The following is a 26,305-nucleotide window of genomic DNA, read 5'->3' as shown; positions in this document are numbered from 1 at the left end:
GCGGCATCTTCACCATCGCTTAATGTGAAATTCGTGCGTTTCGATGTCTGAAACGTACGATTCCTTTTCGTATAATTCCCTAAACGAAAAACGGGGGGCAATTGCCCCCCAGTTTCGCCACTCAAACTCACTTTAGTTTACCGCTCGTCAATTTTTTGCCTGCGGTCTGAGTGTCGTTTCAGAGCAAGCGCACTCGCTCTGGAATGTCGTGGCGGGATATACCCCCCGCCGGGGGTGCCGAAAGGACCGTTTCGGGCCCTTCCCAAATTTCGTTAACTACAACCTGAGGTTCCACCGCAAGTATTGCACTTCATGCATGTTCCGTTACGCACAAGCGTGTAATTTCCGCAATCTCCGCATGGATCACCTTCGTAACCTTGCATCTTGGCTTTGGTGCGTTGATCCAAGGATGTTGCGCCGGTTGTCACAGTTGTTGCCGCGACGGCGACAGTTGCGTCAGAAATTTCTGGGACCAACGTTTGCAACGCGAGCTCTGGATCAGCACCACCGTTTAGAACCAAGAGTTCTTGTGGCATCCGTTTGCGTAGGTAGCCGGTTGACGAAATCTGTTTCAAAACTTCCAGAGATTTATTCGCAGCATTTTCGCTGAGTTCTTGGACGTTAGAGACGCCCTCTTCTTCTCCGCGACCCAAATCGTCGAAGGCTGCGCCCTCTGGCTTAACATGTGCCAAATCTGTTCGATCTAGATAAGAAACTGCGAGTTCTCGGAAGATATAATCCAGGATACTTGTCGCATTTTTGATAGAGTCATTTCCTTGCACCATGCCCGCAGGCTCAAATTTGGTGAAGGTAAAGGCATCTACGAACTCTTCGAGGGGCACGCCATATTGTAGGCCGACCGATACTGCGATGGCGAAGTTGTTCATCATCGCGCGGAAGCCTGCGCCCTCTTTATGCATGTCGATAAAGATTTCGCCGAGGTTGCCGTCTTCGTATTCGCCGGTGCGCAAATAGACTTTGTGACCACCAACCACGGCTTTTTGCGTATAGCCTTTGCGGCGCTCCGGCATTTTCTCGCGGTGGGATTTGACCAGCTCTTTAACGATGACCTTTTCGATGATCTTTTCGGCAATGACCTGCGCTTTTTGCTGTGGATTGCCAGTTTCTAGGATTTCTTCGGCCTCTTCATCATCTTCGACCAAGGCTGCAGCCAGAGGTTGAGAGAGTTTGGAACCATCGCGATAGAGCGCGTTGGCTTTAACGCCCAAGGACCAAGAAAGTTCGTAGGCTTTTTGGCAATCTTCGATGGTTGCGTCGTTTGCCATGTTGATGGTTTTGGAAATCGCGCCGGAAATGAACGACTGGGCCGCAGCCATCATGGTGATGTGGCTGTTCACGGACAGATAGCGTTTGCCTTTTTTGCCGCATGGGTTCGCGCAGTCAAAGATCGAGAGATGTTCGTCTTTGAGATGTGGCGCGCCTTCTAGGGTCATGGTGCCACAAACGTGGTCATTGACGGCGTCGATGTCAGCTTTGGTGAAACCAAGATGCGACAGCAGGTTGAATTCTGGGTCGGCGAGTTTCTCGGCTGGAATGCCAAGGGGGCCGGTGCAGAATTCTTCGCCCAACGTGAAGTGGTTAAAGACAAAGCGGATATCAAAGGCGGTGCCAAGGGCGGCTTCGACTTTGTTTAGCTCTGCCTCGGTGAATCCGTGTTGGATCAACGTTGTTGGGTTGATCGCTGGGGCGTTGCCCAATGAACCGTGGCCCACCGCGTAGGCGATGATTTCTTCGATTTCTGAGGATTTGTAGCCCAGTTTTTCGAGTGCTGCGGGTACGGATTGGTTGATGATCTTGAAATATCCGCCGCCTGCGAGCTTTTTAAACTTCACGAGGGCGAAATCAGGTTCGATGCCTGTTGTGTCGCAATCCATCACAAGGCCGATGGTGCCGGTTGGGGCAATCACAGAGACCTGCGCGTTGCGGTAGCCGTGTTTTTCGCCGAGTTCGAGCGCCTCGTCCCAGCAGGCCATGGCGAGCTTGCCCAATGTGGCGTCTGGAATGTTGGCTAGATCAAGCGGAACCGGTTTGACGGCGAGATCTTCGTAGCCGTTGCTGGCACTATAGGCTGCATTGCGGTGATTGCGGATGACGCGCAGCATGTGCTCTGCGTTTTTCGCGTGCCCCGGAAATGCGCCGAGTTCGCCAGCCATTTCAGCGGATGTTGCGTAGGAAACGCCCGTTAGAACCGCGGTGAGTGCGGCGCAGAGTGCCCTGCCCTCGTCTGAATCGTAGCTGTAACCCATGTTCATCAGCAGACCGCCGATGTTTGCGTAGCCAAGGCCGAGCGTGCGGAAGTCATAGGAACGTTGGGCGATTTCCTTGGATGGGAATTGCGCCATCATCACGGAGATTTCGAGCGTGACTGTCCAGAGTCGGGATGCGTGTACGTAATCTTCGGCTTGGAATTGACCGTCTTTGAGGAAGGTCAGCAGGTTCATCGAGGCCAAGTTACAGGCTGTGTCATCGAGGAACATGTATTCGGAACAAGGGTTTGATCCACGAATAGCGCCGTCTTCGGGGCATGTGTGCCATGCGTTGACGGTGTCATGAAATTGGATGCCTGGATCGGCGCAGGCCCATGCGGCGTGGCCGACTTGTTCCCAAAGGTCGCGGGCTTTGATGGTTTTGGCGACTTTGCCGTCGGTGCGGCGGATCAGTTCCCAATCTTTGTCTTCGCGTACCGCTTTTAGGAAAGCATCTGTGACGCGGATAGAGTTGTTGGAGTTCTGACCCGACACCGAGGCGTAGGCTTCACTGTCCCAATCAGTGTCGTAGGTGGGAAATTCGATGCTGGCATAACCTTGCTTGGCGTAGTCCAGCACGCGCTTCACATAAGTCTCTGGGATTGCGGACTTTTTGGCACCACGAATAGCCGACTTAAGCTGCTCGTTCTTTTTTGGGTCGACCGCGTCTTCGGTGCTGCCGTCCCATGCACGAATGGCGCTGAAGATGTCATTCAGCTTCTCTTCGTGCATCTTAGAGCCTGCCACGATGGAGGCTACTTTCTGCTCTTCCTTCACTTTCCAATTGATGAATTCTTCGATGTCCGGGTGGTCGGCATCACAGATCACCATTTTGGCTGCTCGACGGGTTGTCCCGCCTGATTTGATCGCGCCAGCGGCACGATCCCCGATCTTTAGGAATCCCATGAGGCCGGAGGAGTTGCCGCCGCCTGATAAGGATTCGCCCTCTGCTCTGAGGGATGAAAAGTTTGTTCCGGTGCCCGAGCCATATTTGAACAGCCGCGCCTCGCGGACCCAGAGGTCCATGATGCCGCCTTCGTTTACCAAGTCGTCAGAAACGGATTGGATAAAGCAGGCGTGGGGCTGTGGGTGCTCGTAGGAGGATTTTGATTTGGTCAGCTTGCCGGTTTTGTAGTCCACATAGTGGTGGCCCTGGGCTGGGCCGTCGATTCCATAGGCCCAGTGAAGGCCTGTATTGAACCATTGTGGAGAGTTCGGTGCGGCGCGTTGGGTGGCCAGCATGTGGCGCATTTCGTCGTAGTAGGCTTTGGCGTCTGCTTCGGTGGTGAAATAGCCACCTTTCCAGCCCCAATAGGTCCATGCACCGGCGAGACGGTCAAAGACCTGTTTTGCGCTGGTCTCACCGCCCATCTCTGCGCCTTCGGCGGGTACAGAGCGCCAGAGGAATTCTGGGACGTCTTTTTCTTTGACCTTCTTAAGCCGCGAAGGAACGCCAGCTTTGCGGAAATACTTTTGGGCGATGACGTCAGAGGCGACTTGGCTCCAACTTGAGGGAATCTCTACCTCGTCTAACTTAAAGACGATGGAACCGTCTGGGTTTCGAATCTCGGATGTGGTTTTAATAAAATCCAAGGAAGCATAAGCGCCCTGCTCGGCTTTGGTAAATTTTCTCTCGATCTTCATGTTTGCCCCTGAAGTCCAGCGTGTCTTAAATTTCGTGCGGATGGGGCCAGATATATATGTGCTGCGGTAGACAAAACTTCACCGTGCGGTTGCATTAACGGCAAACGCTGGCACCAGGTACAGGCCCGGATGTTATTGTTTCGTTTAGTCCCCCGCGGCAGGTTGCGCACTATATATGGTGGCTCGCCGATCCGCCCCCACAATCTGGCGTATCAACACGCGTTCGGTCAACTTCTTTATTTTAGAAACTTATGGAATTTCCCGTTGACCCTTGGCTTTGAAAAATCCCGTAGGTTGAGTTGCTCCGATTCCTACAAAGGTCGGGGCAAAGTTCATCCACAGGCATTGCATCAAGGGTCTGGTGGAAACCGTTCTAATACCAACGTTTTTTTGAAAACGTCGAAGATCATCCACAGGTTTTCCACAAGATGTAGATATTAAAGGGCAGTTAACACAGCATATGTGACATTTTTTTAGGCATTTCCAAGAATTCATCAAAGGACATGCCAGAATCGCGTATCGGTCTCAATTAAGAGACCGATGCGATGTACCAAATTTTATTTGGAAGTTGGTCGGGGCGGCGAGATTCGAACTCACGACCCCCTGTACCCAAAACAGGTGCGCTACCAGGCTGCGCTACGCCCCGACCGTGAGAGGGTGTTTAGTCTTAGCGTCGCGGAATGAAAAGAGGAAAATGCGGGTTTGTGAAACTTTTTTAACCCGCTTCGCGACAAGCCCATGCTGCATTGGGTTGGAGCACTGCTGGATGCTTTAATTGCGTGCCTTTTTCGATGCCAAGTGCCTTGGCGAGGCCACCATTAATTTCCAAAACATAGCGAGATGGCGCTGTACTGGGCAGCGGAGTCAGGTCTTGGGGACGTGCGGAGTGGTGAATATTAACCACAACACCCATTTCATCGAGAAAAATGATATCCAATGGAATCAATGTGTTCTTCATCCAGAACGCGAGATCGTCGGTTCGGTGGTACACAAAGAGCATGCCACTGCTACTTGGCATATGGCTGCGGCCCATCAGGCCCTTGCTGCGCGAGACCGCGTTATCCGCGACTTCGACAGTAAAGCGCGCCTGACCCCAGTCCCCCCGTAGGTGAACGGTGTCTCTTCTGCAGTCTGCACTTGCAATTGAGGCGCATAAAACGCTCAACGCCGCACCTGCTAGATTTGCGAGAATGCGGCGTTTGAAGGTCATGCTATTATTCCTCTGGTTCGGCACTTTCCCAGGAGCAAACCTGAGTGGCCATGAGGCCGCGGCGTCCGTCTATCACACGGATAGCAAGCGCCTCCCCTGGCTGCAACTCTGCCAAACCATGACGGCGCAACACTTCGACGTGAATAAAGACGTCATCATCGCGGCCAAATATGTTGGCGAATCCAAACCCCTTGCCTTTGTCGAACCATTTCACCCGAGCGGGCTGTAATTGCAGATTGGCAATCTCTGCTTCATCCAAATCCTGGAAATCTGCGAGAGCGACGTTCATTTGTGATTCTGGTGGCTCGATCCTAACAATCTCGACTGCTTGCACACCGCGTTCTGTCTCTTGGACGACGAGTTCGATAGCGGCCCCATCCGCGACTGAACTTTGTCCATAGTTACGTAACACGTTGGCATGCAACAAGATGTCTGCCCCGCCGTCATTAGAGACGACGAATCCAAACCCCTTAACAGGATCAAACCACTTCACCTGCCCATGTATCTTTTGGGCAGCTAACTTATCCATTCTTCATGCCTTACTTTGGTAACCCCATCCCCGGAGCTTTTTTTGTTTTGCGACAATTTCCCGCGCACAGCAAGAAAAAAATCGTAAGCGTTTCATAGACTTGCATTTTACGTGACGCGAACGTCAAGGGTTCAAACGTATAGTTTCCCAAGCTTCAGAAGGGTTTGTGCGTCGCCAGACGAAGCGATCATGCAGGCGATAGTCGCCATCGGCCCAAAACTCGATTTCGGTGGGCACGATGCGAAAACCACCCCAAAACGGAGGTCTGGAGGGCGCTACACCGTGAGTAGCAGTGATCTTTGCCACCTTTGCCATGAGTTTAGCACGAGATTCGAGTGGTTGCGACTGATCACTGGCCCAAGCGCCTAAACGGCTTTTGAGAGAGCGAGAGGCATAGTATTCGTCCGCTTGAGGCCCCTCTTCGCGTGTGACTGTTCCGCGTACACGCACTTGGCGGCGCAAAGATTTCCAATGCATGACAAAGGCAGCTTTGCCCCCTTGGGTGATTTCCTGCGCTTTGGCGGAGCCATAGTTGGTATAAAAGACGAAAGCTGCATCTTCGATGTCTTTCAGAAGAACCATGCGGGCATTTGGCATGCCATCTGCGTCTACCGTCGACAAAGCGATGGCATTGGGATCGTTTGGTTCGGTTTTCTCAGCCTCGGCCAACCAGGAGCGGGTTATCTGGAAGGGATCATCGCCTGCGAAAATTCCGGTTCTTTCGTACATGGTGTCTCTCCGATGCCATTGCGGGCTTATGGTGGCGCTCACTGCACTTGATGCAGGTGGGCCGATCGCCTAAAGGTGCCTTTAAAGGGAATAAGGGACGGAGTTGTCCAAATGTCAAATAATCTAATGGCTGGAAAACGTGGTTTGATCATGGGCTTGGCCAATGACAAATCCATTGCTTGGGGTATTGCAAAGGCTTGTGCCGATGCGGGCGCAGAGCTTGCGTTCTCTTATATGGGAGATGCGTTCAAGAAACGTGTTGTGCCACTGGCAGAACAGTTGAATGTCGACACGCTGATTGATTGCGATGTGTCTGATCCGGATTCTGTTGCTGCGGCGTTCGCCGTGATCGAAGAGAAATGGGGCAAGTTGGACTTTATCGTTCACGCCATTGGTTTCTCGGACAAGAACGAGCTGCGTGGCCGTTACGTGGACACAAGCCGCGATAACTTCCTGATGACGATGGATGTGTCCTGCTACAGCTTCACCACTGTCATGCAGCATGCTGAAAAGCTGATGAAAGATGGCGGTTCTGCGCTGACGCTGACCTATTACGGTGCGGAGCAAGTTATGCCGCATTACAACGTGATGGGTGTTGCGAAGGCGGCGTTGGAAGCCTCTGTTAAGTATCTGGCCGAAGATCTGGGCAAAGACGGTATTCGCGTGAACGCGATTTCTGCGGGCCCAATCAAGACTTTGGCGGCATCTGGTATTGGCGATTTCCGTTACATCATGAAATGGAACGAGTTGAACTCTCCGCTGCGTCGTAACGTGACCATCGAAGATGTGGGCAACTCTGCTTTGTATCTACTGTCTGACTTGGGTTCTGGTGTGACAGGTGAAAACCTGCACGTAGACGCAGGTTACCATGTTGTTGGCATGAAGGCGGTTGATGCGCCTGATATCGATGTTGTGACAGGTAAGAAGTGACACTAACTACATTTTTGGCGTCCTGGCTTTTATGCCTGGCCGCCGCAATGACACCCGGGCCGGCAGTTTTAATGTCGGCTCGTATTGGTTTACGCGAAGGTCTTGCGACAGGCGCTGCTTTGGCGGCGGGTATTGGTGCGGGTGCGGTGTTTTGGGCGACGACCGCTTTGTTTGGTCTGTCGATCCTGTTTGACTACGCGCCTGCCCTATTGATTGCCATGAAATGGCTGGGTGCGCTGTATCTTTGCTATTTGGCTTATAAGATGTGGCGCCATGCGGATGAACCGATGGAAGCGGCGGATACTTCTGTTGCGCCACGCAGTAAATTTGGGGCCTTTAAGCTGGGTGTATTTACGCAGCTTTCAAATCCCAAGGGCCCGATCTTTTTTGGTGCTGTATTTGCGGGAACCGTGCCGGATACTGCACCGTTGTGGATGCTCTGTGCCCTCTTGGTCTTGATATTCATCGGCGAAATGCTTTGGAATATCGCCGTTGTCCGTATTTTCTCGTTTGAGAAAACCCGCAAGGGCTATACCAATTTAAAAGGCGTCTTTGACAGAGTCTTTGGCGGCGCATTGGCCGTTTTGGGATTAAAGATCGCCGCGACTTAATTTGCGGAAGAGTACCCCATGGAATTGACCCATATTATTGCGTTTAACCTGACCTTACTGGCGGCCATCGCCAGCCCCGGCCCTGCGATGTTGTTTTCCGTGCGCGCCACACTCACTGGCGGATTGCGCCAAGGGATCACGACCGGTGTCGGGCTGGGTGTGATGGCGGCATGTTGGACAACTTTGGCACTTTTGGGATTGGACGGCATCTTTGCGGTGTTTCCTTGGGCCTATTTGGCGATGAAAATTGCGGGTGCTATCTATTTGATTTGGATCGCTGTTGGCATGTGGCGCAATGCGCGGACGCCGCTGGATACCAATGGTGATGCCATGCCGCGGCGGCAGGCCTTTTTGAATGGGATGGCGGTTAATTTGGCCAATCCTAAGTCGGTTCTTTTTGCTTCTGCAGTGCTTTTGGTGATTTTCCCGCGTGATATTACGTTGGCTGAAAAAGCCTTTGTTGTTGCAAACCATCTTGCGGTCGAGCTGATTTGCTATACAGGTTTTGCCCTCTTGCTCTCGACTGCGCCTGCACGCGATGGGTATCTGCGACTGAAGCCGGTTCTGGACCGGATCGCCGCAGCCGTGTTGGGCGCACTGGGGTTACGTTTGCTGCTTGACCGTTCTTAACGAAAGGACATCCGATGAATGATCGTCTGCCCCACGAAAAGGGCTTTCACATCAGTTGGGATCAAATCCACCGTGATTCCCGTGCTTTGGCTTGGCGTTTGGACGGGCAAGGCCCCGATGACGGAGCTTGGAAGGCCATTGTTGCCATCACACGTGGCGGCATGGCCCCGGCGATGATTATCGCACGTGAATTAGATGTGCGGGTGGTCGATACCATCAGCGTGAAATCCTATTCCAACCAAGACCGCGGCGAAGCGAAGGTTTTGAAATCCCCTGACGCTGAAATCATGGGCGCAGATGGCGAAGGCGTACTGATCATCGACGATCTGGTTGATAGCGGCAAAACGCTGGAACTGGTGCGCCAGATGTATCCAAAAGCGCATTTTGCGACTGTCTATGCAAAACCTAAGGGCCGCGCGCAGGTAGATAGTTTTATTACCGAAGTGTCGCAGGACACCTGGATCTTCTTCCCTTGGGATATGGCCTTGCAGTATGTGCAGCCCTATCGCGGGTCTGATTGATTCCGCTCCTCGTTCACTTTCGATTGGTTTGATATGACATTGACGTCGCGCACGGCTGCTACTTTTTCGCCTCCGGTCATGGAAGCGCGGCGGTGGTTAGATGGGGTACAGTTTACCCCGGAAACTCCACTGTTGAATGTCAGCCAAGCTGCGCCGTTGGACCCTCCGCCACAGGCGTTGCGGGCCCATATTGCTGAGGTTGCTTTGCATGATGACACAGCGCATTTGTACGGTGCTGTGTTGGGTGACGATGCTTTACGACAAGAGATCGCCAGCCAGTGGTCAGCCGCTTATGGCGGTGTAATTGTACCCGAGCAGGTTGGGATTACGGCGGGTTGCAATCAGGCATTTGCTGCGACCATAGCTAGCCTAGCTGGCGAAGGCGATGAGGTTATTCTGCCAACTCCATGGTATTTCAATCACAAAATGTGGTTGGATATGCAGGGGGTAACGGCGGTTGCTTTGTCTGTTGGTGATGGCATGCTGCCCTCTGTAGAAGGGGCTGCCGCGCTGATCACCGAGCGCACGCGCGCGATTGTGTTGGTTAGCCCAAATAACCCAACCGGTGTAGAATATCCGCCAGAGCTGCTGCGAGGGTTTTATGAATTGGCCCAAGCACATGGCATCCGGTTGATCGTGGATGAAACCTATCGCGACTTTGATTCTAGGGTCGGCGCGCCGCATGATTTGTTTGGTGATGACGATTGGTCAGATGCGCTGGTGCATCTGTATTCCTTTTCCAAAGCCTACCGACTGACCGGACATCGCGTTGGTGCGATTGTTGGCGGGGTCGGTTTTATGGCCGAGGTAGAAAAGTTTCTGGATACGGTTGCGATTTGCCCAAATCGATTGGGTCAGCGGGCCGCGCTGTGGGGCATGCAAAACCTTGGGGATTGGCTGGCCAAAGAGCGGCTGGACATCCTAGACCGACGCGCAGCGATTACGGATAACCTGCACAAGTTGACTGACAAAGGTTGGCGTCTGCTTGGGCTTGGGGCTTATTTTGCTTATTTTGAGCATCCGTTTGAGATGGCCTCGGATGAGTTGGCCTGTGATCTGGTGAAGCAAGCGCGTGTGTTGGTGCTGCCGGGCACAATGTTTATGCCTGACGCGGATCAAGACGGGAAAAAACAGCTGCGCATCGCCTTTGCGAATGTGACCCGCCCAGAGATTGGCGCGCTGTTTGACCGTTTGGCAGCCTACCAGCCGAACTGACCAACACAGCCACGCATCCACGAATTCCGAGAGTGAAACCCCAAGAAAATGGCTGCGGATTGCGCAGACCGCTTGGTCACGGCTGTGCGAAGGGTGCCCTTCCCCCTTGCTCCCCTTCTTGAGGCGTCGTAGACATCCGCAACTAAGAATTTTGCGCCAGCTAGGGGGCCCCATGTCCGAGAAGAAATCGATTTCAAAAACCTTGATGTGGATCCTAATGGGCCTGTTGATCTTTGGCCTTGGTGGTTTTGGGATCACCAACCTTGGTGGCGCTGTGCAAACGGTTGGGTCCGTCAGTGGCAAACCCATTGATGTGAATGAATATTATCGCGCTGTGCAGCAAGAATTGTCTGCCATTCAGCAGCAGGCTGGCCAGCGGATTACCTTTGCTCAAGCGCAGCAATTTGGCCTAGATCAGCAAGTTTTGGGCCGCTTGGTCACAGAACGTGCCTTGGATGGCGAAGCAGAGCGTCTTGGATTGTCGATGGGGGATGAAAACCTGCGTGATCAAATCCTAACCATTCCTGCGTTTCAGAACCTAAGTGGCGCGTTTGATCGTGAATCTTATCGGTTTGCTTTGCAAAACTCTGGCCTGACGGAAACAGAATTTGAAAACTCTCTGCGCGAAGATGCGGCGCGGACCTTGCTGCAAAGCGCGGTTATTGGCGGCATTGAGATGCCAGAGAGCTATGCAGATGCATTGGTGGCCTATTTGGGTGAGCGTCGTAGCTTTTCCATTGCGACATTGACAGAGGCCAATCTGGACGCAGAGATCGCAGCACCTGATGAAGCGGCTTTGCGTGCCTATTACGATGCCAATATTGATGCGTTCATGCAGCCAGCGACACGGGACATCACCTATGTCTGGATCACTCCGGCCATGTTGCTGGATACTGTCGACGTAGACGAAGAAGCCCTACGCAAAGAGTATGAGGCGCGGGACGCTGAATTTAATCAGCCAGAGCGCCGTTTGGTTGAGCGTTTGGTGTTTGGCACCTCTGAAGACGCTACTGCGGCTCTGGCGCAGGTTACTGGTGGTGAGACATCCTTTGAAGCATTGGTCGAGGCACGTGGCCTGACGCTGCAAGATGTGGATATGGGTGACGTTACCCAAGAGTCTTTGGTCGACAACGGCGCGTTGATCTTTGGTGCGGAAAGCGGCGATGTGGTTGGTCCGGCGCAAACGGATCTTGGTCCGGCGTTGTTCCGTGTAAATGCTGTTTTGGCGGCACAGTCTGTTTCCTTTGACGAAGCCGAGCCGATGTTGCGTGATGCGCTGGCGATGGATCGTGCGCGTCGTGTGATTGATGCTCAGATCAATGAAGTTGATGACCTACTGGCAGGCGGTGCGTCACTGGAAGAAGTAGCAGAGGAATCTGATCTGGTACTGGGGTCTGTGAATTTCCACGCCAACTCTGAAGGTGAGATTGCGGGCTATGACGACTTCCGTCGTGTTGCGCAGATCGTGACTGCAGAAGATTTCCCCGAGGTCGAGCAACTGGACGACGGCGGTATCTTTGCCCTGCGTTTGGATGGCACCACTGAAGCGGCCCCTACCCCATTTGACGATGCAAAAGCAGAGGTCGAAGCGGCATGGCGTGCAGCAGAAGTGCAAACCGCGTTGAAAGCACAGGCAGAGGCGCTGACTGAGAAAATGGCGGCGGGTGCAGACATTGTGACGCTTGGTTTGAATGTTGTGCAGGAAAGCGAATTGACCCGTGGCGACTTTGTTCCGAATACGCCTGCTGGCATGATGGACATCGTGTTTGATATGACCGCGGGCGAAGTGCGCAGCCTACCAGGTGATGCGCAGTATTTGATTGTTGAGCTTGATAGCATTGATGCGGCTGACCTTGAGTCGACTGAAAATGCATCCATCCGCAATGTGGTGTCTCAGCAAGTTTCTCAGGCATTGGCACAAGATATTTTCAACGCCTATTCCAACCATATCCGCAGCACGTCGGATATTGAAATTGACCAACACGCGCTGGCAGCTGTCAACGCGCAACTACAGTAAACAAAGGGCTCACTTGTGGCTTTGATCCCGTCTTTTGACACGTTCAGCGCGGCCTATGAGGCTGGCGAGAACCAAGTTGTTTACACCCGTTTGGCGGCTGACTTGGACACACCTGTGTCTTTGATGCTGAAGCTGACAGGTGCGAAACGCGATGCATTTATGTTGGAATCTGTGACTGGTGGGGAAACCCGCGGTCGCTATTCCATCATTGGGATGAAGCCTGATCTTGTCTGGCAATGCCATGGTGAAAAGAGTCGGATCAATCGCCAAGCACGGTTTGATACCGACACCTTTGAAACGCAATCAGGAGAGCCATTGGCGAACCTGCGTGCGTTGATCGAAGAAAGCAAGATCGACTTGCCTGCTGATCTGCCTCAGGCGTCGGCTGGTCTGTTTGGTTTCTTGGGTTATGACATGATCCGTTTGGTCGAGCATCTGCCGAATGTGAACCCGGACCCGTTGGGCTTGCCGGATGCCTGCCTGTTGCGGCCTTCGGTTGTGGCTGTGTTGGACGGTGTCAAAGGCGAAGTAACTGTGGTGTCCCCTGCTTGGGTCACTGAGGGTCTGTCTGCGCGCGCGGCCTATGCACAAGCGGCAGAACGCGTGATGGATGCGGTGCGTGACCTGGAACGTGCGATGCCACAAGCGGCGCGCGAGATGGGTGATGCAGTAGATGTGGGTGATCCGGTTAGCAACTTTACCAAGTCGGGCTACAAAGAGGCTGTTGAAAAGGCCAAGGATTACATCCGTGCGGGTGATATTTTTCAGGTGGTGCCATCGCAACGCTGGACGCATGATTTCCCGCAGCCTCCGTTTGCATTGTATCGTTCTTTGCGCCGGACGAACCCATCGCCGTTCATGTTCTATTTCAACTTTGGCGGATACCAAGTTGTTGGTGCGTCGCCAGAAATTCTGGTGCGGGTGTTTGGCAATGAGGTGACTATTCGTCCAATCGCTGGCACGCGCCCAAGGGGTGCGACGCCAGAAGAAGATCGTGCGAATGAAGCGGATTTGTTGGCGGATAAGAAAGAGCTGGCAGAGCATTTGATGTTGCTAGACCTTGGTCGCAATGACACAGGCAAGGTCTCTAAGATTGGCACTGTGAAGCCAACAGAGGAATTCATCATCGAACGCTACAGCCATGTGATGCATATCGTATCCAACGTGGTGGGTGAACTGGCCGATGACCAAGATGCGTTAAGCGCCTTCTTCTCTGGCATGCCAGCGGGCACGGTTTCTGGTGCGCCTAAGGTGCGCGCGATGGAAATCATCGACGAGCTGGAGCCGGAAAAACGTGGTGTCTATGGCGGTGGTGTTGGTTATTTTAGTGCCGGTGGCGACATGGACATGTGTATCGCCCTGCGCACGGCGATTGTGAAAGATCAAAAGCTATACATCCAAGCCGGTGGTGGCGTTGTTTATGACAGCGACCCAGAGGCGGAGTATATGGAAACCGTTCATAAATCGAACGCAATCAGGCGCGCCGCAGAAGACGCCGCGCGGTTTGATGAAACCGGTAACGACTAAAGCAAAAGGCCCGAACATTGGTTCGGGCCTTTTTTGTTTCTAATCGGTTGGTTCAACGCGCAGTCAGCTTAAAGCCCAACGTTTCGCCCCACATCATATGGCTTGAGCTACAGACAAATCCGTTCTTGCGGTATTGCCGCAGGGCTTGTCTGGCCTCGTCAAAGGCGACTGCGTAGTCACCGGGTTCGCCAGCGATTGTTTCCATCTTGGGATTCAGCAAAATGATGATTGTTTTGTTTGTGATGCGGCAAAATTCATCGACCACTTTCATCCAATCTTTGGGGTGGCAGTAGTGTTCGATGGCTTGCATGCACATTAGAACGTCAAAGGATTTATCCTCGAACGGGTACGGGGTTTTGCCACCATCAAAGAGCGCCATCGGGATGTCGATGGACTCGATGATCTTGCGGTAGGGCCAATCAGCCAGCTCTTCGCCCTCTTCTGGCAGTGCGATGCCAAAGTCATCCACCTTTGGGGTAAAGGACGAGTCATTCAGATTGCGAAACAACGCGCTGCCGTGACCCTTGCTGCGCAAGAGGTTGACGTAGTCATTGCCCATCACCTCGTGCCCAAAGTGGCGGAGCACCTCAAGCATGCCGCCATGTGCGGTCGACATTTCAAGAACGCGCTGCGAGGGGCTGTCGTGATGCATTAGTTCCGGTAGGAACAGCTGCGTACGGTTCCAGCATCTTTGGATGTTCGAAGAGCGACGTTTGTATTTACGTTGAATGCCGCGCGTCAGACGCTCGTCAAACTCATCAACGTTATACTCGCCTTCTAGCGCCTGCGGTATAGGATCGCCGACAAGGTCAAGATAGTCGCCGCCTACGCGCAACTTGCGTACTTCGCGTTTTAATTTTTGGACTTCTTTCGGGGTGTCTTCCAGCTCAATTACAGATTGCTTCACAGCGTATTATTCCAACTTTTTCGTCTAATAACCAAGGCAGCTGGCGACGAGCAGATATCAAAAGGTTAACGTGAGGTTAAAAAATTATCCACAGGTAATTGTGGATATCTGGTCCCAACGTGAGACTTTACGCAAGTTTTTTTATGACGTGGTATTCAGTTGGGGAATATTGTGTCGCTGAAGTCACATTTTGCGACAAGTCGGGCCTTAGGCGGGACTAGAATTCTTTGGCTCAAACGATTGAAAATCAACCTGTTTGTCCAGATACACCGCCTGAGCTGCGTAGCCTTTGCCATTGGTATGAAGACCGTCATTTACGTTTAAGCCAGCGAGGTATTCAACATCCTTTGACAGGTGTTGAAACACCGAAATGTAGGTAACCCCGCAAGACAGACAAAGGTCTCTCATCGTCGCATCATGGGCGGCGATGTCTGTGTTTTTGAAATAGTAATCCTGCCCTGCAACTTCGGAGAAGAAAGGTAGTTTGGCTTCGGCGACAGGTGGAGGGCCAACGACGATCACTGGCGCGATGTCTTTGAGGGATAATACCAGCTTTTCGTAGCGACGAAGAGCTGGTGCTATTTCGATAAATGCGTCGCCCACAGCATTACGTGGTAGCTCGTTCAACGGACATCCCAGTACAATGACGCCTTGGTCGTAGCTGGTGATGCGGGCTGTGATTTCGGGGACAGCGCGGCGTTCAATTTGAACGACCGTCTGTCCACGGATGCCAAGGTTGTAGGATACAACGCGCCCCTGCTTTACCGCGCTTAATCGCCCGGGCCAACCGAGGCCAGTAGGATCGCCCATGCCCTCGGTCGTTGAGGCGCCGATAAAACAGATGCGTTTCATTTCGTTTCGTCGCTTACTGTTGCTGCAAGATGGCAGAGACCGGAGCGATTGCGACAGTACTTGCGCGATCTTGTAGTGCCCAGCTGGCCAGAGCAGAGATCGTTTCAGGACGCAGGCGGCCCATCATGACAACACCATTTGACTGACGGGCTTTAAAGGCAGCCTGGTCAAGGAAGCGACGAATAACAACTTCGGTCTGGCCACTGCCGTCAAAGTCGCGGAAGACGGTGATGGATGGCACCCCTTCGCGGGCGGCAAGCTTTTGGGCTGTGTTCAAACCTTTTGGCTGCATCACAAGGCCATGGCCGCTGGCCAATGTATATGCGATGACTTGTTCAGCAACGGCGCGGTTTTCTTGCAGACCACCGTTGAGGCCTTCGAAAATGCCGACGGCTTCGGGAACGGCGGACAATTGGGCAGCAACGTTCACCTCGACATCAGTTGGCGCGGACCCTGTGGGCAGGTTGATGGCGGCAAAGACTTCGATCCCTTTTTCGCGGTAGTCCGCCATGCGGCGCGCTGCATCTGGTGCCTGTGCATTGACGGCCACGCTGATGGGCAGCGGGAAGTCGGCGATGGTTGAAGCGTCAATCGTGGTTGATGAATCATCAATCAGCACAATCGACATCAGCGGTTTATCCGCGTCAACATCGACGGCTTGTGCGTAGGCGATCAGTGGCGATGACTTTTGCATGTCTTCTGTCGCATCCGCTGTCGTGTCGCCCGCTTCTGTCGCTGTGTCGCCACCAATGCTTGGCAGACGGCTGGATTTCCGCTGTGCAAATGCGGTGTTTAGATCAGAGGCTGGCTTTAGCCGTGAACCAGCTGGCTGTGGTTCTGCGGGTGCCGGAGGCGTGTCCACCGCGGTTTGGGGCTGTTGTGCTGGCGCATCGGTTTGGGGTGTATCAGCGTCCTGCGCTGCAGGTGCTACTGGTGCAGGCGTGGGCTGAGGCGCGGTAAAGGCGCCTGTGTCAGGGGACGCCGGGCTTTGCGGTTGGGTTGGATCAACAGAGATCGATGGCTCTGAATCCGAACCGGGCACTTCGATGGCGCGGGCTTGTGGGGATGGCAATACGGGTGAGTCGCTTTGCACTGTCACTGCCGCCTGCCCTTCGGCGGCGGGTGTTGCTTGTGATTCTGCGACATCAGAGGGTTGTGGTTTTGGGGCTGACGACCGGTCTGCACTTGGTGCAGCATCCACGTCCTGCGCGGGTGCAGGGGCTTGGGCCGTTGAATCGGCTTGGACCGGTGCATCTGTCATAGATGGGTTTTCAAGGCCTTCGTTGCCCGGTGTAGCCGGTTGAACAGCAGCAGATTGCGGCGTGGTTGTTGGAGATACCGTTGCAGGTAATGGAGATAACAACGAAACGATGGCCGCGACCATCAATCCAAGTACTCCGCCAAAGAACAAACCTGTAATAATTCCGCGCAACATTGCTTTAACCCTCAGATTCAACACATCCCTGTGTTTTTCGACTTCTTTTTTCGGTTGGCGGCTGCCCCCGCCCCTTGACCCTTTGGGCCAAGCCTGTCCATGTATACCGCGACCATGGGCTGGGTTAATACCCTGTTCTTACTCTGACTTAAAAATGTGTGATGCTATGCTGCTTTTGATCGATAATTACGACAGCTTTACCTACAACCTGGTGCATTATCTGGGTGAACTTGGCGCTGACGTGAAGGTCTGGCGGAACGATGCGCTGAACACGCAAGAGGCGATGGCCATGAAACCCGAGGGGATTCTGTTGTCGCCCGGCCCTTGTACGCCTGACGATGCGGGCATTTGTTTGGCGCTGGTTGAGGCTGCGGCAGAAACCAAGACACCGTTGATGGGTGTTTGCCTTGGGCACCAATCCATTGGACAGGCGTTTGGCGGTAATGTTGTACGCTGTAACGAGATTGTTCATGGCAAGATGGGCACGATGCATCACCACAACAAAGGTTTGTTCAAAGGGCTACCAACGCCGTTTGAAGCGACACGCTATCATTCACTGATTGTGGAACGCGAAACGCTGCCTGATTGCCTTGAGATCACGGCAGAGCTGGAAGATGGCACAATCATGGGGCTGCAACACAAAGAATTGCCGATTCAGGGGTGTCAGTTCCACCCGGAATCCATTGCCTCTGAGCATGGGCACGCAATGTTGCAGAACTTTCTTGATTTGATGAAGGTGAAAGCATGAGTGAGGCGCTTAAACCCCTGATCCATGCAGCAGCCGAAGGGCCGTTGACTCGTGCCCAGGCCGAGGCTGCGTTTGAAGTTTTGTTTAATGGTGAGGCTACACCTAGCCAAATCGGCGGTTTGTTGATGGCGCTGCGTACGCGTGGTGAAACCGTTGATGAATATGCGGCGGCCGCCGCTGTGATGCGTGCAAAATGCGTGCCAGTTAAGGCCCCTGCCGGTGTGATAGATATTGTTGGAACCGGTGGTTCTGGAAAACACACTCTGAATATCTCGACCGCGTCGATTTTCACGGTCGCGGGTGCAGGTGTGCCGGTTGCCAAACACGGCAATCGCAAAGCCAGCTCTAAATCCGGCACGGCTGACGTGCAAAGCGAGCTTGGTATCAACGTGATGGTCGGTGCAGATGTTGTTGAGCAGGCGTTAAACGAATGCGGCGTGGCTTTTATGATGGCCCCCATGCACCACCCTGCGATCAAACATGTGATGCCAACGCGATTGGAGTTGGGCACACGGACAATTTTCAACATTCTTGGCCCGCTGACAAACCCGGCAGGTGCCAAGCGCCAGTTAACAGGTGCGTTTTCACGTGATCTGATCCGGCCGATGGCGGAAACTTTGGGGCAACTTGGGTCTGAACGGGCTTGGCTGGTTCATGGCTCTGACGGGACAGATGAGTTGACGATCACCGGTACCAGCTATGTGTCGGCGCTAGAGACGGATGGCACTGTGCGCGATTTTGAATTGCATCCCGAAGAGGCAGGTCTGCCTGTTCATGCGTTTGAAGAAACAGTTGGCGGCACGCCGGAATACAATGCGAATGCATTGCGGGCTTTGCTGGACGGAGCAGAAGGCGCTTATCGTGATGCGGTCTTGTTGAATTCGGCTGCGGCATTGGTGATTGCAGACAAGGCATCTGATCTGAAGCAAGGCGTTGCACTGGCCCGTGAAAGCATCGATTCTGGTGCAGCTAAATCCAAGTTGGATGCGCTGGCGCAGATCACATCACAGGCGGCGGGATGACAGCTACGCCTGTCCCGTCTACTTGGGCGCATTTGCCGTTTTTCACTGAGGTCTTTCCAAGAATTCAGGCTGCATTGGCCATAGACACGCGTTCCATTTTGCCACCTGCTCCTGTACGGTTTGCAGCCTTGGAGCATGTGGCACCAAAAGACGTGCGCGTCGTGATCATGGGACAAGACCCCTACCCGACACCCGGCCATGCGCATGGGTTATCGTTTTCAGTGGAACCAGAGGTGCGCCCACTGCCCCGCAGCCTTGGGAATATCTACAAAGAGATGATCGACGATATTGGCACGGCGCCGCTGACTGGCGATTTGCGTGGATGGGCGAAACAAGGCGTGTTGTTGTTGAACACTGTGCTAACGGTGCCTGCCAATGACGCGAACGGGCACAAAGCATTGGGCTGGCAAGAATTGGCAAACCAAGTGCTGGATCACGTCTCGCGTCAGCCAACGGCTTTTGTTCTTTGGGGAAAACAGGCGCAATCGCTTGCCAAGCATATTCACTCGGGTGATCATTTGATGATAGAAACCGCCCATCCGTCACCGCTTTCGGCGCGGCGGGGCTTTTTCGGCTCGCGCCCGTTTTCACGTATCAATACCTGGCTGGAACAAACCGGCCGTGCACAAATCGACTGGACCGCATCATGACCGCAACCGTTCTGGATAAAATCAAAGCCTATAAGCTTGAGGAAGTCGCTGCTGACAAAGCCGCGAAACCCTATGCAGAGGTTGAGGCCGAAGCCAAAGCCGCAAGCCCAACACGTGGGTTTGCAGATGCGCTGTTTAAGGCGACGCGCGAAGGGTATGGTTTGATTGCCGAGGTCAAAAAAGCCAGCCCATCCAAAGGGTTGATCCGCGAGGATTTCAATCCTCCGGCATTGGCGAAAGCCTATGAAGATGGTGGCGCGACCTGTTTGTCTGTATTGACCGACACGCCATCGTTTCAAGGTGCGAAGGAATTCTTGGTACAAGCACGCGAGGCAACATCCCTGCCCGCCCTGCGCAAGGATTTCATGTATGACACTTATCAAGTCGCCGAGGCACGTGCCTTGGGTGCGGATTGTATTCTGATCATTATGGCCTCTGTTTCGGATGCTCAGGCTCAGGAACTGGAAGCGGCTGCATTTGAATGGGGCATGGACGTGCTGTTGGAAGTGCATGATGCCGAAGAATTGGAACGCGCGTCCGCCTTGAAATCTCCGCTGATGGGGATCAACAACCGGAACCTCAAGACTTTTGAAACCACTTTGGACACCACTCGGACCCTATCAAAGATGGTGCCGGCGGATCGCATGATTGTATGCGAAAGCGGATTGTTCACACCAGAAGACCTGTCTGACATGGCGCGCTATGGTGCGCGGACCTTCCTGATTGGCGAAAGCCTGATGCGGCAGGACGATGTGACGGCAGCGACAAAGGCCATCCTCGCGAACCCATTGATGCCGGGTGGCATGTAATGGCGGGCGCTGGCGATACGCATAAAAGCGGGTTGACGCATTTTGATGCCAAGGGCGAGGCCCATATGGTGGATGTCAGCGACAAGGCCGTGACCAGCCGTATCGCGACGGCTGAGGGCCACGTTAGGATGGCGCAGGAAACCTTTGATATTATTGCAGAAGGTCGCGCCAAAAAGGGTGACGTTCTGGCCGTGGCGCAATTGGCGGGCATTATGGGGGCAAAGCAATGCTCAACCTTAATTCCGCTGTGCCATCCGTTGCCGATCACTAAGGTCTCTGTCGATTTGACCATGGATGCGGCCCTACCGGGCGTGCACATTGAAGCCACCGTTAAGACAACCGGCCAGACCGGTGTTGAAATGGAAGCGCTGACGGCTGTGAATGTGGCTGCGTTGACCGTCTATGACATGACAAAGGCCGTCGATAAAGAAATGGAAATCGGCGGTATTCGTGTGATCTTGAAAGACGGCGGTAAATCCGGACGGTTTGAAGTAAAATGATCCCAGTTTCCGAAGCGCTTGATCATCTTTTTTCCCTCGCCCAGCCCTTGGGTGTGGAAACCGTGCCTTTGGTGCGGGCGAATGGCCGCGTGTTGGCGGCGGATGTACAGGCGCGGCGGGATCAGCCGCCGTTTGCTGGCTCTGCGATGGATGGCTATGCCGTGCGTGATGCGGATGTAGCATCGGGTGAAGTGCTGACTGTGATTGGCGAAAGCGCGGCGGGGCATCGGTTTAAGGGCCATGTCGCAGCGGGCCAAGCGGTGCGGATTTTCACGGGTGCGCCAGTGCCACAAGGTGCTGATCGCGTGGTGATCCAAGAGGACGTGACCCGCGACGGAGACAGCATCACCTTGGGTGCGAATTTGGACGCTGGGTTCCATATCCGTGACAAAGGCATTGATTTTCAAGATGGGCAGGTTGTTTCTGCCCCACGGCTTTTGCGACCCGCTGATATTGCGCTAATGGCTGCGATGAATGTGCCAGAGGTTGTTGTTGCAAAGCGGCCCGATGTAGCGATTTTATCCACGGGTGATGAATTGGTGATGCCGGGCGAAACGCCCTCGGAAGATCAGATCATCGCGTCAAATAGCTTTGGCTTGCATGCTATGTTGCAGGATTTGGGCGCGAACCCACGGTTACTGCCCATTGCGCGCGACAATCGTGCCAGCCTAGAGACCGCTTTTGAGTTGTCCTCTGACGCCGATTTGGTTTTGACGATTGGCGGTGCGTCTGTTGGTGATCATGATTTGGTCGGGCATGTCGCTGGCGAATTGGGCATGCAGCGTAGCTTTTACAAAATTGCGATGCGCCCTGGTAAGCCGTTGATGGCTGGGCGTTTGGCGACAGGTGCGATGATGGTTGGGTTTCCCGGCAATCCGGTGTCTGCGATGGTGTGTGGGCAGATTTTCTTGGCCCCCGTTATTCGCGCGATGTTGGGGCTTGGTCATGCTGCTACGCCGGAGTTCACCGCAGAATTGGCCGCCGACATTCCAGCGAATGGCCCCAGAGAGCATTACATGCGTGGCCGGTTGGAAAATGGTCGTGTGACGGTCTTTGAACGGCAAGATAGCTCATTGTTGTCGCTACTGGCCGAGGCCAATGTTTTGGTTATTCGCCCCCCAAAAGATGGGCCACGCGTGGCGGGTGACGCGATGCGTTGCATCGCAATTTAAGTAGTTTAAATGGGGAACAAACCCCAAACGCTTGACACAAAACAAGAACAAGCATAGAACAAAGCCAAACCATTGGTGGAGGCGAGCATATGCTGACCAAGAAACAACGCGACCTTTTAGAGTTTATTCACAAACGTTTACAGCGGGATGGTGTTCCACCCAGCTTTGATGAAATGAAAGATGCGCTGGATCTACGGTCTAAGTCGGGCATTCACCGCCTTATCACCGCTCTGGAAGAGCGTGGATTTATCCGGCGTTTGGCGCATCGCGCACGTGCCATTGAAATTGTGAAATTGCCAGATGGCGGCCCCGCCTCCAGCGGCTTTCAGCCACGGGTGATTGAGGGTGATAAATCCGACGCGCCACAGCAGCCAGCGAACGACCAACCGAATGCATTTGATTTGCCTGTTATGGGTCAGATTGCTGCTGGTGTGCCGATCGAAGCGATTAGCCATGTGCATCACCACGTTGCAGTGCCAGGTCAGATGCTGAAATCGGGTGGGCAGCATTATGCATTAGAGGTTAAAGGCGACTCGATGATTGATGCGGGGATCAACAACGGTGACGTTGTGATCATTCGCGAAAGTCAGACCGCCGATAATGGTGACATCGTTGTGGCCTTGGTAGAAGAACAAGAAGCCACGTTGAAGAAATACAATCGCAATGGTGGTTCGATTGAGCTGATCGCGGCGAACCCGGCATATGAAACGCGTGTATTGCCAGCAGATAAAGTGCGTGTTCAGGGCCGCTTGGTCGGGCTGATCCGCAACTATTGATCTGAGGGCGCGGGTACATTCCATAGGCGTTGCCCGCGCCGTTCATTGGCAGTGACGGTTTTGTAACCCTCATCGGTTTCCCAAATAGCAATGGCACCAGTGTGTTTTAGGGTTTCGGGCGAAATAACTTGGCACGGAACAGTTTGTTCTAACGGCTGGGTCGTCACCAACAGGTCGTTTGGGCTGCATGAGGTAAAATCCTTTGCAGCCTTTTTTGTGGGCAAATGCCATAAGACACCGGATTGAAGCGGTATGCTGAGGGCAGCGTTTTCGGTTTGTGGCCAACGCTGATAAGCCTCTGCTTGGTCTGCAGCGTCTCCGTCGTTTTCTAGCCAGATGGATGCAATGAACCCTTGCCCTTTGGGCTTGCTAAGGGCGCGGCCCTTTTCAGTTAGGACACCGACCAACTTAGCATCATCGGAAATCAAAATGGTGGGCCGGTCTGAATGGGCCCACATCCAGCCCGCCGCACATATTGGTAAAAGGCCGAGCCAGCGCAGCGATCCTTTCCAAATAAAGAGCGCCAGCCCACCAACCGCCACCAATGGCAAGACGATTGCCATTGGTGTTTGAACCGGGATACGCGCGCCCTCCAACGATGTGACACGTTCTGCAATAAATAGAATCCAGCGTAGCCCCTGCCCCATGACCTCTAGCCCGATCCATTCTAATCCAATGGGCGCAAGGACGACTGACAAGACGGCCGACGGAATGACAACCATTCCCATCGCTGGCACGGCCAGTAGATTGGCCAGCAAACCATATGCAGAAAATTGATTAAAATGAGCGGCAGCAAAGGGTGCAGTTGCCGCCCCAGCAACTGCAGAAGACAAAACAAACGTAAGGAACCTGCGCAGCCACTTTGAACCGATGCCTTGTAACCGATCGCGCAAAGCCTCGAACACGGCAACCAATGCCGAAGTCGCAGCAAATGACATGTGAAAGCCTGCCGATAACAAACTGGCCGGGTTCAGCAGTAGGACGATCATTGCCGCAATAGCGACTGCCCGTAGTGTCAAAGCTCGACGATCCGTCGCCACAGCCCCAAGTGCAACAACCGCCATGATAAAAGCGCGTTGCGTGGCAATGTTCCCGCCTGACAAAACCAGATACAAACCGGCGCATAGAATTGCGGCAATAGCCGCGAGTTTCTTGATCGGCCAGCGATGTGCGATCCACGGCACGCAGCTAAGGCCAAAGCGCAGCGTTCCGAAAACAAAGGCCGCGAGTAGCCCCAAATGCAGACCAGAAATGGCTAATAAATGCGCGAGATTTGAAATGCGTAGCGTGTTCAACGTGCTTTGACTAAGCCCGCTACGATCCCCTGTGGTGACTGCGCTGGCAAAGCCACCAATTTCTCCGCCCAGATAGGTGGCGATAGTTTGCGACAGCCTGTGCCGCATCCCTGCTATTGAGCTATCGTTCGGCGGTTCGATTTCGAGCGCTGGTATCCGCACGTAACCAACCGCGCCCAGTTGTTGGAAAAACGCGTGGCGCTGAAAATCAAATCCATTTGGTTCCGCTGGTCCCGATGGCGGCAAGAGATGCCCCGTGAGGCCAACATATTGATGCGGTCGCGGGATCAGCCATTCCTGGCGCCCATGCAGGGAAACCCGAATACGGTTTGGGGTTTGCGCCGGGGTCATGCCTTTGAGAAGGACTTTATCTAATGTCAGCCGCAAGACATCGCTTGAGGAGCGGTCGATCACAATGACACGCCCATAGATTGGGCCGTAATACCGGTGATCTAAGGTAGGTGCCGCGCTCAGATGCGCTTGCAGTAATGCAGCCAAGAAACCGCCACTGATTAAGAATATCGCAACTGGAAAGAATGCATAGGTATTGCGCCGAAGGCAGGCGAGCCCAAGGGCCGCAAGGGCAATAAGTGAGAGAACGGTGAGGCTAAATAAAGTTGGTTCAGATTTTAAGGAAAAGTAGCAAGCAATCCCAAACCCGAGACACACCGGCACCCACGGGATCAGGTAACCGCGTTGTGCTTGAACCTGTGTTTTGAGCTGGGCAAGAATGGGCAACCCTTGTCCTCATTCAGAGGGGCAGATAGACAGGTCACAAAACTATCCCAATCTTGGTTACTGAAAGGTTAAGCCCGTCATGTCCGGCACGGTCGTCACTCGTTTTGCTCCTTCGCCTACGGGCTTTCTTCACATTGGCGGTGCGCGCACAGCCCTTTTTAACTGGCTGTATGCACGCGGAAATGGCGGTAAATTCCTGCTGCGGATCGAAGACACAGATCGCGAACGGTCAACGCCCGAAGCCACTGCAGCAATCCTTCAAGGTATGGAATGGCTGGGGTTGGACCATGATGGCGAGGTTTATAGCCAATTCGAAAGTGCGGATCGCCATGCAGCCGTCGCCAATCAATTGCTGGCCGAAGGCAAAGCGTACAAGTGTTTTGCCACACAAGATGAAATTGCGGCATTTCGCGAAGCAGCCCGTGCAGAAGGCAAATCAACGCTGTATCGATCCCCTTGGCGGGATGCGGATGCGTCGACACACCCGGATGCGCCATTTGTTGTGCGGATCAAAGCGCCACAAGACGGCGAAACAGTTATTCGCGATCAGGTTCAGGGTGATGTAACCATCAAGAATGATCAGCTGGATGACATGATCCTACTGCGGTCTGATGGGTCGCCGGTCTATATGCTGGCTGTTGTTGTGGATGACCATGATATGGGCGTGACCCATGTGATCCGCGGTGATGACCACCTAAACAATGCAGCGCGCCAGATGACTATTTATAACGCGATGGGTTGGGACGTGCCAGTTTGGGCGCATATTCCCCTGATTTTCGGTGGTGATGGTAAGAAACTGTCAAAACGCCACGGCGCGACAGGCGCACAAGAGTATCAAGCGATGGGGTACCCGGCTGCTGGGATGCGGAATTATTTGGCGCGTTTGGGCTGGAGCCATGGAGATGACGAATTCTTTACCGATGCCCAAGCCAAAGAGTGGTTCGATTTTGATGGGATTGGCAAAGCCCCAGCCAGATTTGACTTCAAAAAGCTGGAAAACCTTTGTGGTCAACACATTGCGCAATCGGACGATGCCGCGCTGCTGCAAGAACTTCAGGGCTATTTGCAATCTAATGGCGAGCAAACCTTAGGTGAGGCCACTACAGTATTACTACGTAACGGAATGTACTGCTTGAAAGATCGCGCAAAGACATTCCCGGAACTTATTGAAAAGGCACAGTTTATCTTTGCCAATCGCCCCATTGCGCCAGATGCGAAGGCTTCAAAAAATCTTGATGATGTATCCCGTGGTATACTGAATGAATTGACGCCGCAGCTGCAAAATGCTAGCTGGTCGCGAGACGGGCTTGAGGCAGTCACTAATTCTTTCGCGCAAGAGAAAGATATCAAATTCGGCAAAATGGCGGGCCCTCTTCGGGCGGCGCTTGCAGGCCGAGCAGTGACCCCAAGCGTATTTGACATGATGCTGGTTCTGGGCCGCGAAGAAACAATTGCTCGGCTTCAGGACGCATCAGAGCCAACATAAGGCTAAGGCGGTAACCCGACCTTAAGTCTTGTAAGACAGATAAAACGCTCGGGGCGCTCGCGCCCGGGGCCATAAGAGGAAGGGA

23 protein-coding genes and 1 tRNA gene are annotated in these 26,305 nt (G+C 53.6%); 15 read left to right on the top strand and 9 right to left on the bottom strand.

All coding sequences use genetic code 11. The annotated features are described in order from the left end of the window. Nucleotides 1-272 precede the first annotated feature (272 nt). The 5 genes from Q4544_RS10305 to pdxH form a co-directional block, all read right to left on the bottom strand. On the bottom strand, nucleotides 273-3,911 hold the full coding sequence (locus Q4544_RS10305; protein WP_303505967.1) for a vitamin B12-dependent ribonucleotide reductase: 3,639 nt from the start codon (nucleotides 3,909-3,911) through the stop codon (nucleotides 273-275). A 569-nt stretch (nucleotides 3,912-4,480) separates the two neighbouring features. After that, nucleotides 4,481-4,557: transfer RNA gene (locus Q4544_RS10300), tRNA-Pro, on the bottom strand. A gap of 69 nt (nucleotides 4,558-4,626) precedes the next feature. Beyond that, entirely contained in the window at nucleotides 4,627-5,121 is a 495-nt protein-coding gene (locus tag Q4544_RS10295; protein ID WP_303505965.1) for a DUF192 domain-containing protein, read from the bottom strand. 4 nt (nucleotides 5,122-5,125) lie between these two features. Further along, the gene (locus tag Q4544_RS10290) at nucleotides 5,126-5,650 is read right to left on the bottom strand and encodes a cold-shock protein (protein ID WP_303505963.1); all 525 of its coding nucleotides are present in this window, start codon (nucleotides 5,648-5,650) and stop codon (nucleotides 5,126-5,128) included. Between the two features lie 123 nt (nucleotides 5,651-5,773). Next, nucleotides 5,774-6,379: a pyridoxamine 5'-phosphate oxidase gene (gene pdxH, locus Q4544_RS10285; RefSeq protein ID WP_303505961.1), complete on the bottom strand. Its 606-nt coding sequence runs from the start codon at nucleotides 6,377-6,379 to the stop codon at nucleotides 5,774-5,776. Nucleotides 6,380-6,490: 111 nt separating this feature from the next. On the opposite strand from pdxH, the gene fabI reads away from it, so the two are divergent. From fabI to trpE, 7 genes are all read left to right on the top strand, one after another. Then, nucleotides 6,491-7,309, top strand: coding sequence for an enoyl-ACP reductase FabI (gene fabI, locus Q4544_RS10280; RefSeq protein ID WP_303505959.1), 819 nt, complete (start codon nucleotides 6,491-6,493; stop codon nucleotides 7,307-7,309). Nucleotides 7,310-7,356: 47 nt separating this feature from the next. Continuing rightward, nucleotides 7,357-7,920: a LysE family translocator gene (locus Q4544_RS10275; RefSeq protein WP_368411266.1), complete on the top strand. Its 564-nt coding sequence runs from the start codon at nucleotides 7,357-7,359 to the stop codon at nucleotides 7,918-7,920. 18 nt (nucleotides 7,921-7,938) lie between these two features. Beyond that, nucleotides 7,939-8,550, top strand: a complete 612-nt coding sequence (locus Q4544_RS10270) for a LysE family translocator (protein WP_303505955.1) — start codon at nucleotides 7,939-7,941, stop codon at nucleotides 8,548-8,550. 14 nt (nucleotides 8,551-8,564) lie between these two features. Next, the gene (gene gpt, locus Q4544_RS10265; RefSeq protein WP_303505954.1) at nucleotides 8,565-9,071 is read left to right on the top strand and encodes a xanthine phosphoribosyltransferase; all 507 of its coding nucleotides are present in this window, start codon (nucleotides 8,565-8,567) and stop codon (nucleotides 9,069-9,071) included. Nucleotides 9,072-9,104: 33 nt separating this feature from the next. Next, a complete protein-coding gene (locus Q4544_RS10260; protein WP_303505952.1) occupies nucleotides 9,105-10,286 on the top strand; it encodes an aminotransferase in 1,182 nt (393 codons plus the stop codon). 172 nt (nucleotides 10,287-10,458) lie between these two features. Then, nucleotides 10,459-12,303, top strand: coding sequence for a peptidyl-prolyl cis-trans isomerase (locus tag Q4544_RS10255; RefSeq protein WP_303505950.1), 1,845 nt, complete (start codon nucleotides 10,459-10,461; stop codon nucleotides 12,301-12,303). A gap of 15 nt (nucleotides 12,304-12,318) precedes the next feature. After that, nucleotides 12,319-13,830, top strand: a complete 1,512-nt coding sequence (gene trpE / locus Q4544_RS10250) for an anthranilate synthase component I (RefSeq protein ID WP_303505948.1) — start codon at nucleotides 12,319-12,321, stop codon at nucleotides 13,828-13,830. Between the two features lie 52 nt (nucleotides 13,831-13,882). Here the strand turns inward: trpE and Q4544_RS10245 are convergent, their stop codons facing one another. From Q4544_RS10245 to Q4544_RS10235, 3 genes are all read right to left on the bottom strand, one after another. After that, entirely contained in the window at nucleotides 13,883-14,737 is an 855-nt protein-coding gene (locus Q4544_RS10245; protein ID WP_303505946.1) for a class I SAM-dependent methyltransferase, read from the bottom strand. A gap of 207 nt (nucleotides 14,738-14,944) precedes the next feature. Then, the gene (locus Q4544_RS10240) at nucleotides 14,945-15,589 is read right to left on the bottom strand and encodes a GDSL-type esterase/lipase family protein (RefSeq protein WP_303505944.1); all 645 of its coding nucleotides are present in this window, start codon (nucleotides 15,587-15,589) and stop codon (nucleotides 14,945-14,947) included. 13 nt (nucleotides 15,590-15,602) lie between these two features. Beyond that, nucleotides 15,603-17,024: a divergent polysaccharide deacetylase family protein gene (locus Q4544_RS10235; protein ID WP_303505943.1), complete on the bottom strand. Its 1,422-nt coding sequence runs from the start codon at nucleotides 17,022-17,024 to the stop codon at nucleotides 15,603-15,605. 166 nt (nucleotides 17,025-17,190) lie between these two features. Between Q4544_RS10235 and Q4544_RS10230 the strand changes: the two genes are divergently transcribed. The 7 genes from Q4544_RS10230 (at nucleotide 17,191) to lexA (ending at nucleotide 22,701) form a co-directional block, all read left to right on the top strand. Beyond that, complete coding sequence (locus tag Q4544_RS10230) at nucleotides 17,191-17,772, top strand: aminodeoxychorismate/anthranilate synthase component II (protein ID WP_303505941.1); 582 nt, start codon at nucleotides 17,191-17,193, stop codon at nucleotides 17,770-17,772. Beyond that, a complete protein-coding gene (gene trpD / locus Q4544_RS10225; RefSeq protein ID WP_303505939.1) occupies nucleotides 17,769-18,794 on the top strand; it encodes an anthranilate phosphoribosyltransferase in 1,026 nt (341 codons plus the stop codon). The genes Q4544_RS10230 and trpD overlap by 4 nt, the downstream gene beginning before the upstream one ends. Continuing rightward, on the top strand, nucleotides 18,791-19,444 hold the full coding sequence (locus Q4544_RS10220) for a uracil-DNA glycosylase (protein ID WP_303505937.1): 654 nt from the start codon (nucleotides 18,791-18,793) through the stop codon (nucleotides 19,442-19,444). Before trpD ends, Q4544_RS10220 begins: the two co-directional genes overlap by 4 nt. Further along, nucleotides 19,441-20,253: an indole-3-glycerol phosphate synthase TrpC gene (trpC, locus tag Q4544_RS10215; protein WP_303505935.1), complete on the top strand. Its 813-nt coding sequence runs from the start codon at nucleotides 19,441-19,443 to the stop codon at nucleotides 20,251-20,253. The genes Q4544_RS10220 and trpC overlap by 4 nt, the downstream gene beginning before the upstream one ends. Continuing rightward, nucleotides 20,253-20,753, top strand: coding sequence for a cyclic pyranopterin monophosphate synthase MoaC (gene moaC / locus Q4544_RS10210; RefSeq protein ID WP_303505933.1), 501 nt, complete (start codon nucleotides 20,253-20,255; stop codon nucleotides 20,751-20,753). Before trpC ends, moaC begins: the two co-directional genes overlap by 1 nt. Further along, entirely contained in the window at nucleotides 20,750-21,925 is a 1,176-nt protein-coding gene (gene glp / locus Q4544_RS10205; RefSeq protein ID WP_303505930.1) for a gephyrin-like molybdotransferase Glp, read from the top strand. The genes moaC and glp overlap by 4 nt, the downstream gene beginning before the upstream one ends. Nucleotides 21,926-22,014: 89 nt before the next feature. Beyond that, the gene (gene lexA / locus Q4544_RS10200; RefSeq protein WP_303505929.1) at nucleotides 22,015-22,701 is read left to right on the top strand and encodes a transcriptional repressor LexA; all 687 of its coding nucleotides are present in this window, start codon (nucleotides 22,015-22,017) and stop codon (nucleotides 22,699-22,701) included. On the opposite strand, the gene Q4544_RS10195 is transcribed toward lexA, so the two are convergent. Then, entirely contained in the window at nucleotides 22,695-24,734 is a 2,040-nt protein-coding gene (locus Q4544_RS10195; RefSeq protein WP_303505927.1) for a ComEC/Rec2 family competence protein, read from the bottom strand. The two genes, lexA and Q4544_RS10195, sit on opposite strands and share 7 nt — an antisense overlap. Nucleotides 24,735-24,813: 79 nt before the next feature. On the opposite strand from Q4544_RS10195, the gene gltX reads away from it, so the two are divergent. Beyond that, a complete protein-coding gene (gene gltX / locus Q4544_RS10190; RefSeq protein ID WP_303505925.1) occupies nucleotides 24,814-26,220 on the top strand; it encodes a glutamate--tRNA ligase in 1,407 nt (468 codons plus the stop codon). Nucleotides 26,221-26,305 lie beyond the last annotated feature (85 nt).

Origin of the sequence: Cognatishimia sp. 1_MG-2023 (assembly GCF_030548175.1) — a bacterium.
Taxonomy (GTDB): Bacteria; Pseudomonadota; Alphaproteobacteria; order Rhodobacterales; family Rhodobacteraceae; genus Cognatishimia.
Note: the sequence above shows the minus strand (reverse complement) of the source record. Positions and strands in the feature narration are given on the sequence as shown.

Coding starts and splice junctions, on each gene's coding strand:
- Q4544_RS10305 (WP_303505967.1), bottom strand. CDS start 3,911: ATGAAGATCGAGAGAAAATTTACCAAAGCCGAGCAGGGCGCTTATGCT.
- Q4544_RS10295 (WP_303505965.1), bottom strand. CDS start 5,121: ATGACCTTCAAACGCCGCATTCTCGCAAATCTAGCAGGTGCGGCGTTG.
- Q4544_RS10290 (WP_303505963.1), bottom strand. CDS start 5,650: ATGGATAAGTTAGCTGCCCAAAAGATACATGGGCAGGTGAAGTGGTTT.
- pdxH (WP_303505961.1), bottom strand. CDS start 6,379: ATGTACGAAAGAACCGGAATTTTCGCAGGCGATGATCCCTTCCAGATA.
- fabI (WP_303505959.1), top strand. CDS start 6,491: ATGTCAAATAATCTAATGGCTGGAAAACGTGGTTTGATCATGGGCTTG.
- Q4544_RS10275 (WP_368411266.1), top strand. CDS start 7,357: ATGACACCCGGGCCGGCAGTTTTAATGTCGGCTCGTATTGGTTTACGC.
- Q4544_RS10270 (WP_303505955.1), top strand. CDS start 7,939: ATGGAATTGACCCATATTATTGCGTTTAACCTGACCTTACTGGCGGCC.
- gpt (WP_303505954.1), top strand. CDS start 8,565: ATGAATGATCGTCTGCCCCACGAAAAGGGCTTTCACATCAGTTGGGAT.
- Q4544_RS10260 (WP_303505952.1), top strand. CDS start 9,105: ATGACATTGACGTCGCGCACGGCTGCTACTTTTTCGCCTCCGGTCATG.
- Q4544_RS10255 (WP_303505950.1), top strand. CDS start 10,459: ATGTCCGAGAAGAAATCGATTTCAAAAACCTTGATGTGGATCCTAATG.
- Q4544_RS10240 (WP_303505944.1), bottom strand. CDS start 15,589: ATGAAACGCATCTGTTTTATCGGCGCCTCAACGACCGAGGGCATGGGC.
- Q4544_RS10235 (WP_303505943.1), bottom strand. CDS start 17,024: ATGTTGCGCGGAATTATTACAGGTTTGTTCTTTGGCGGAGTACTTGGA.
- Q4544_RS10230 (WP_303505941.1), top strand. CDS start 17,191: ATGCTGCTTTTGATCGATAATTACGACAGCTTTACCTACAACCTGGTG.
- trpD (WP_303505939.1), top strand. CDS start 17,769: ATGAGTGAGGCGCTTAAACCCCTGATCCATGCAGCAGCCGAAGGGCCG.
- Q4544_RS10220 (WP_303505937.1), top strand. CDS start 18,791: ATGACAGCTACGCCTGTCCCGTCTACTTGGGCGCATTTGCCGTTTTTC.
- trpC (WP_303505935.1), top strand. CDS start 19,441: ATGACCGCAACCGTTCTGGATAAAATCAAAGCCTATAAGCTTGAGGAA.
- moaC (WP_303505933.1), top strand. CDS start 20,253: ATGGCGGGCGCTGGCGATACGCATAAAAGCGGGTTGACGCATTTTGAT.
- glp (WP_303505930.1), top strand. CDS start 20,750: ATGATCCCAGTTTCCGAAGCGCTTGATCATCTTTTTTCCCTCGCCCAG.
- lexA (WP_303505929.1), top strand. CDS start 22,015: ATGCTGACCAAGAAACAACGCGACCTTTTAGAGTTTATTCACAAACGT.
- gltX (WP_303505925.1), top strand. CDS start 24,814: ATGTCCGGCACGGTCGTCACTCGTTTTGCTCCTTCGCCTACGGGCTTT.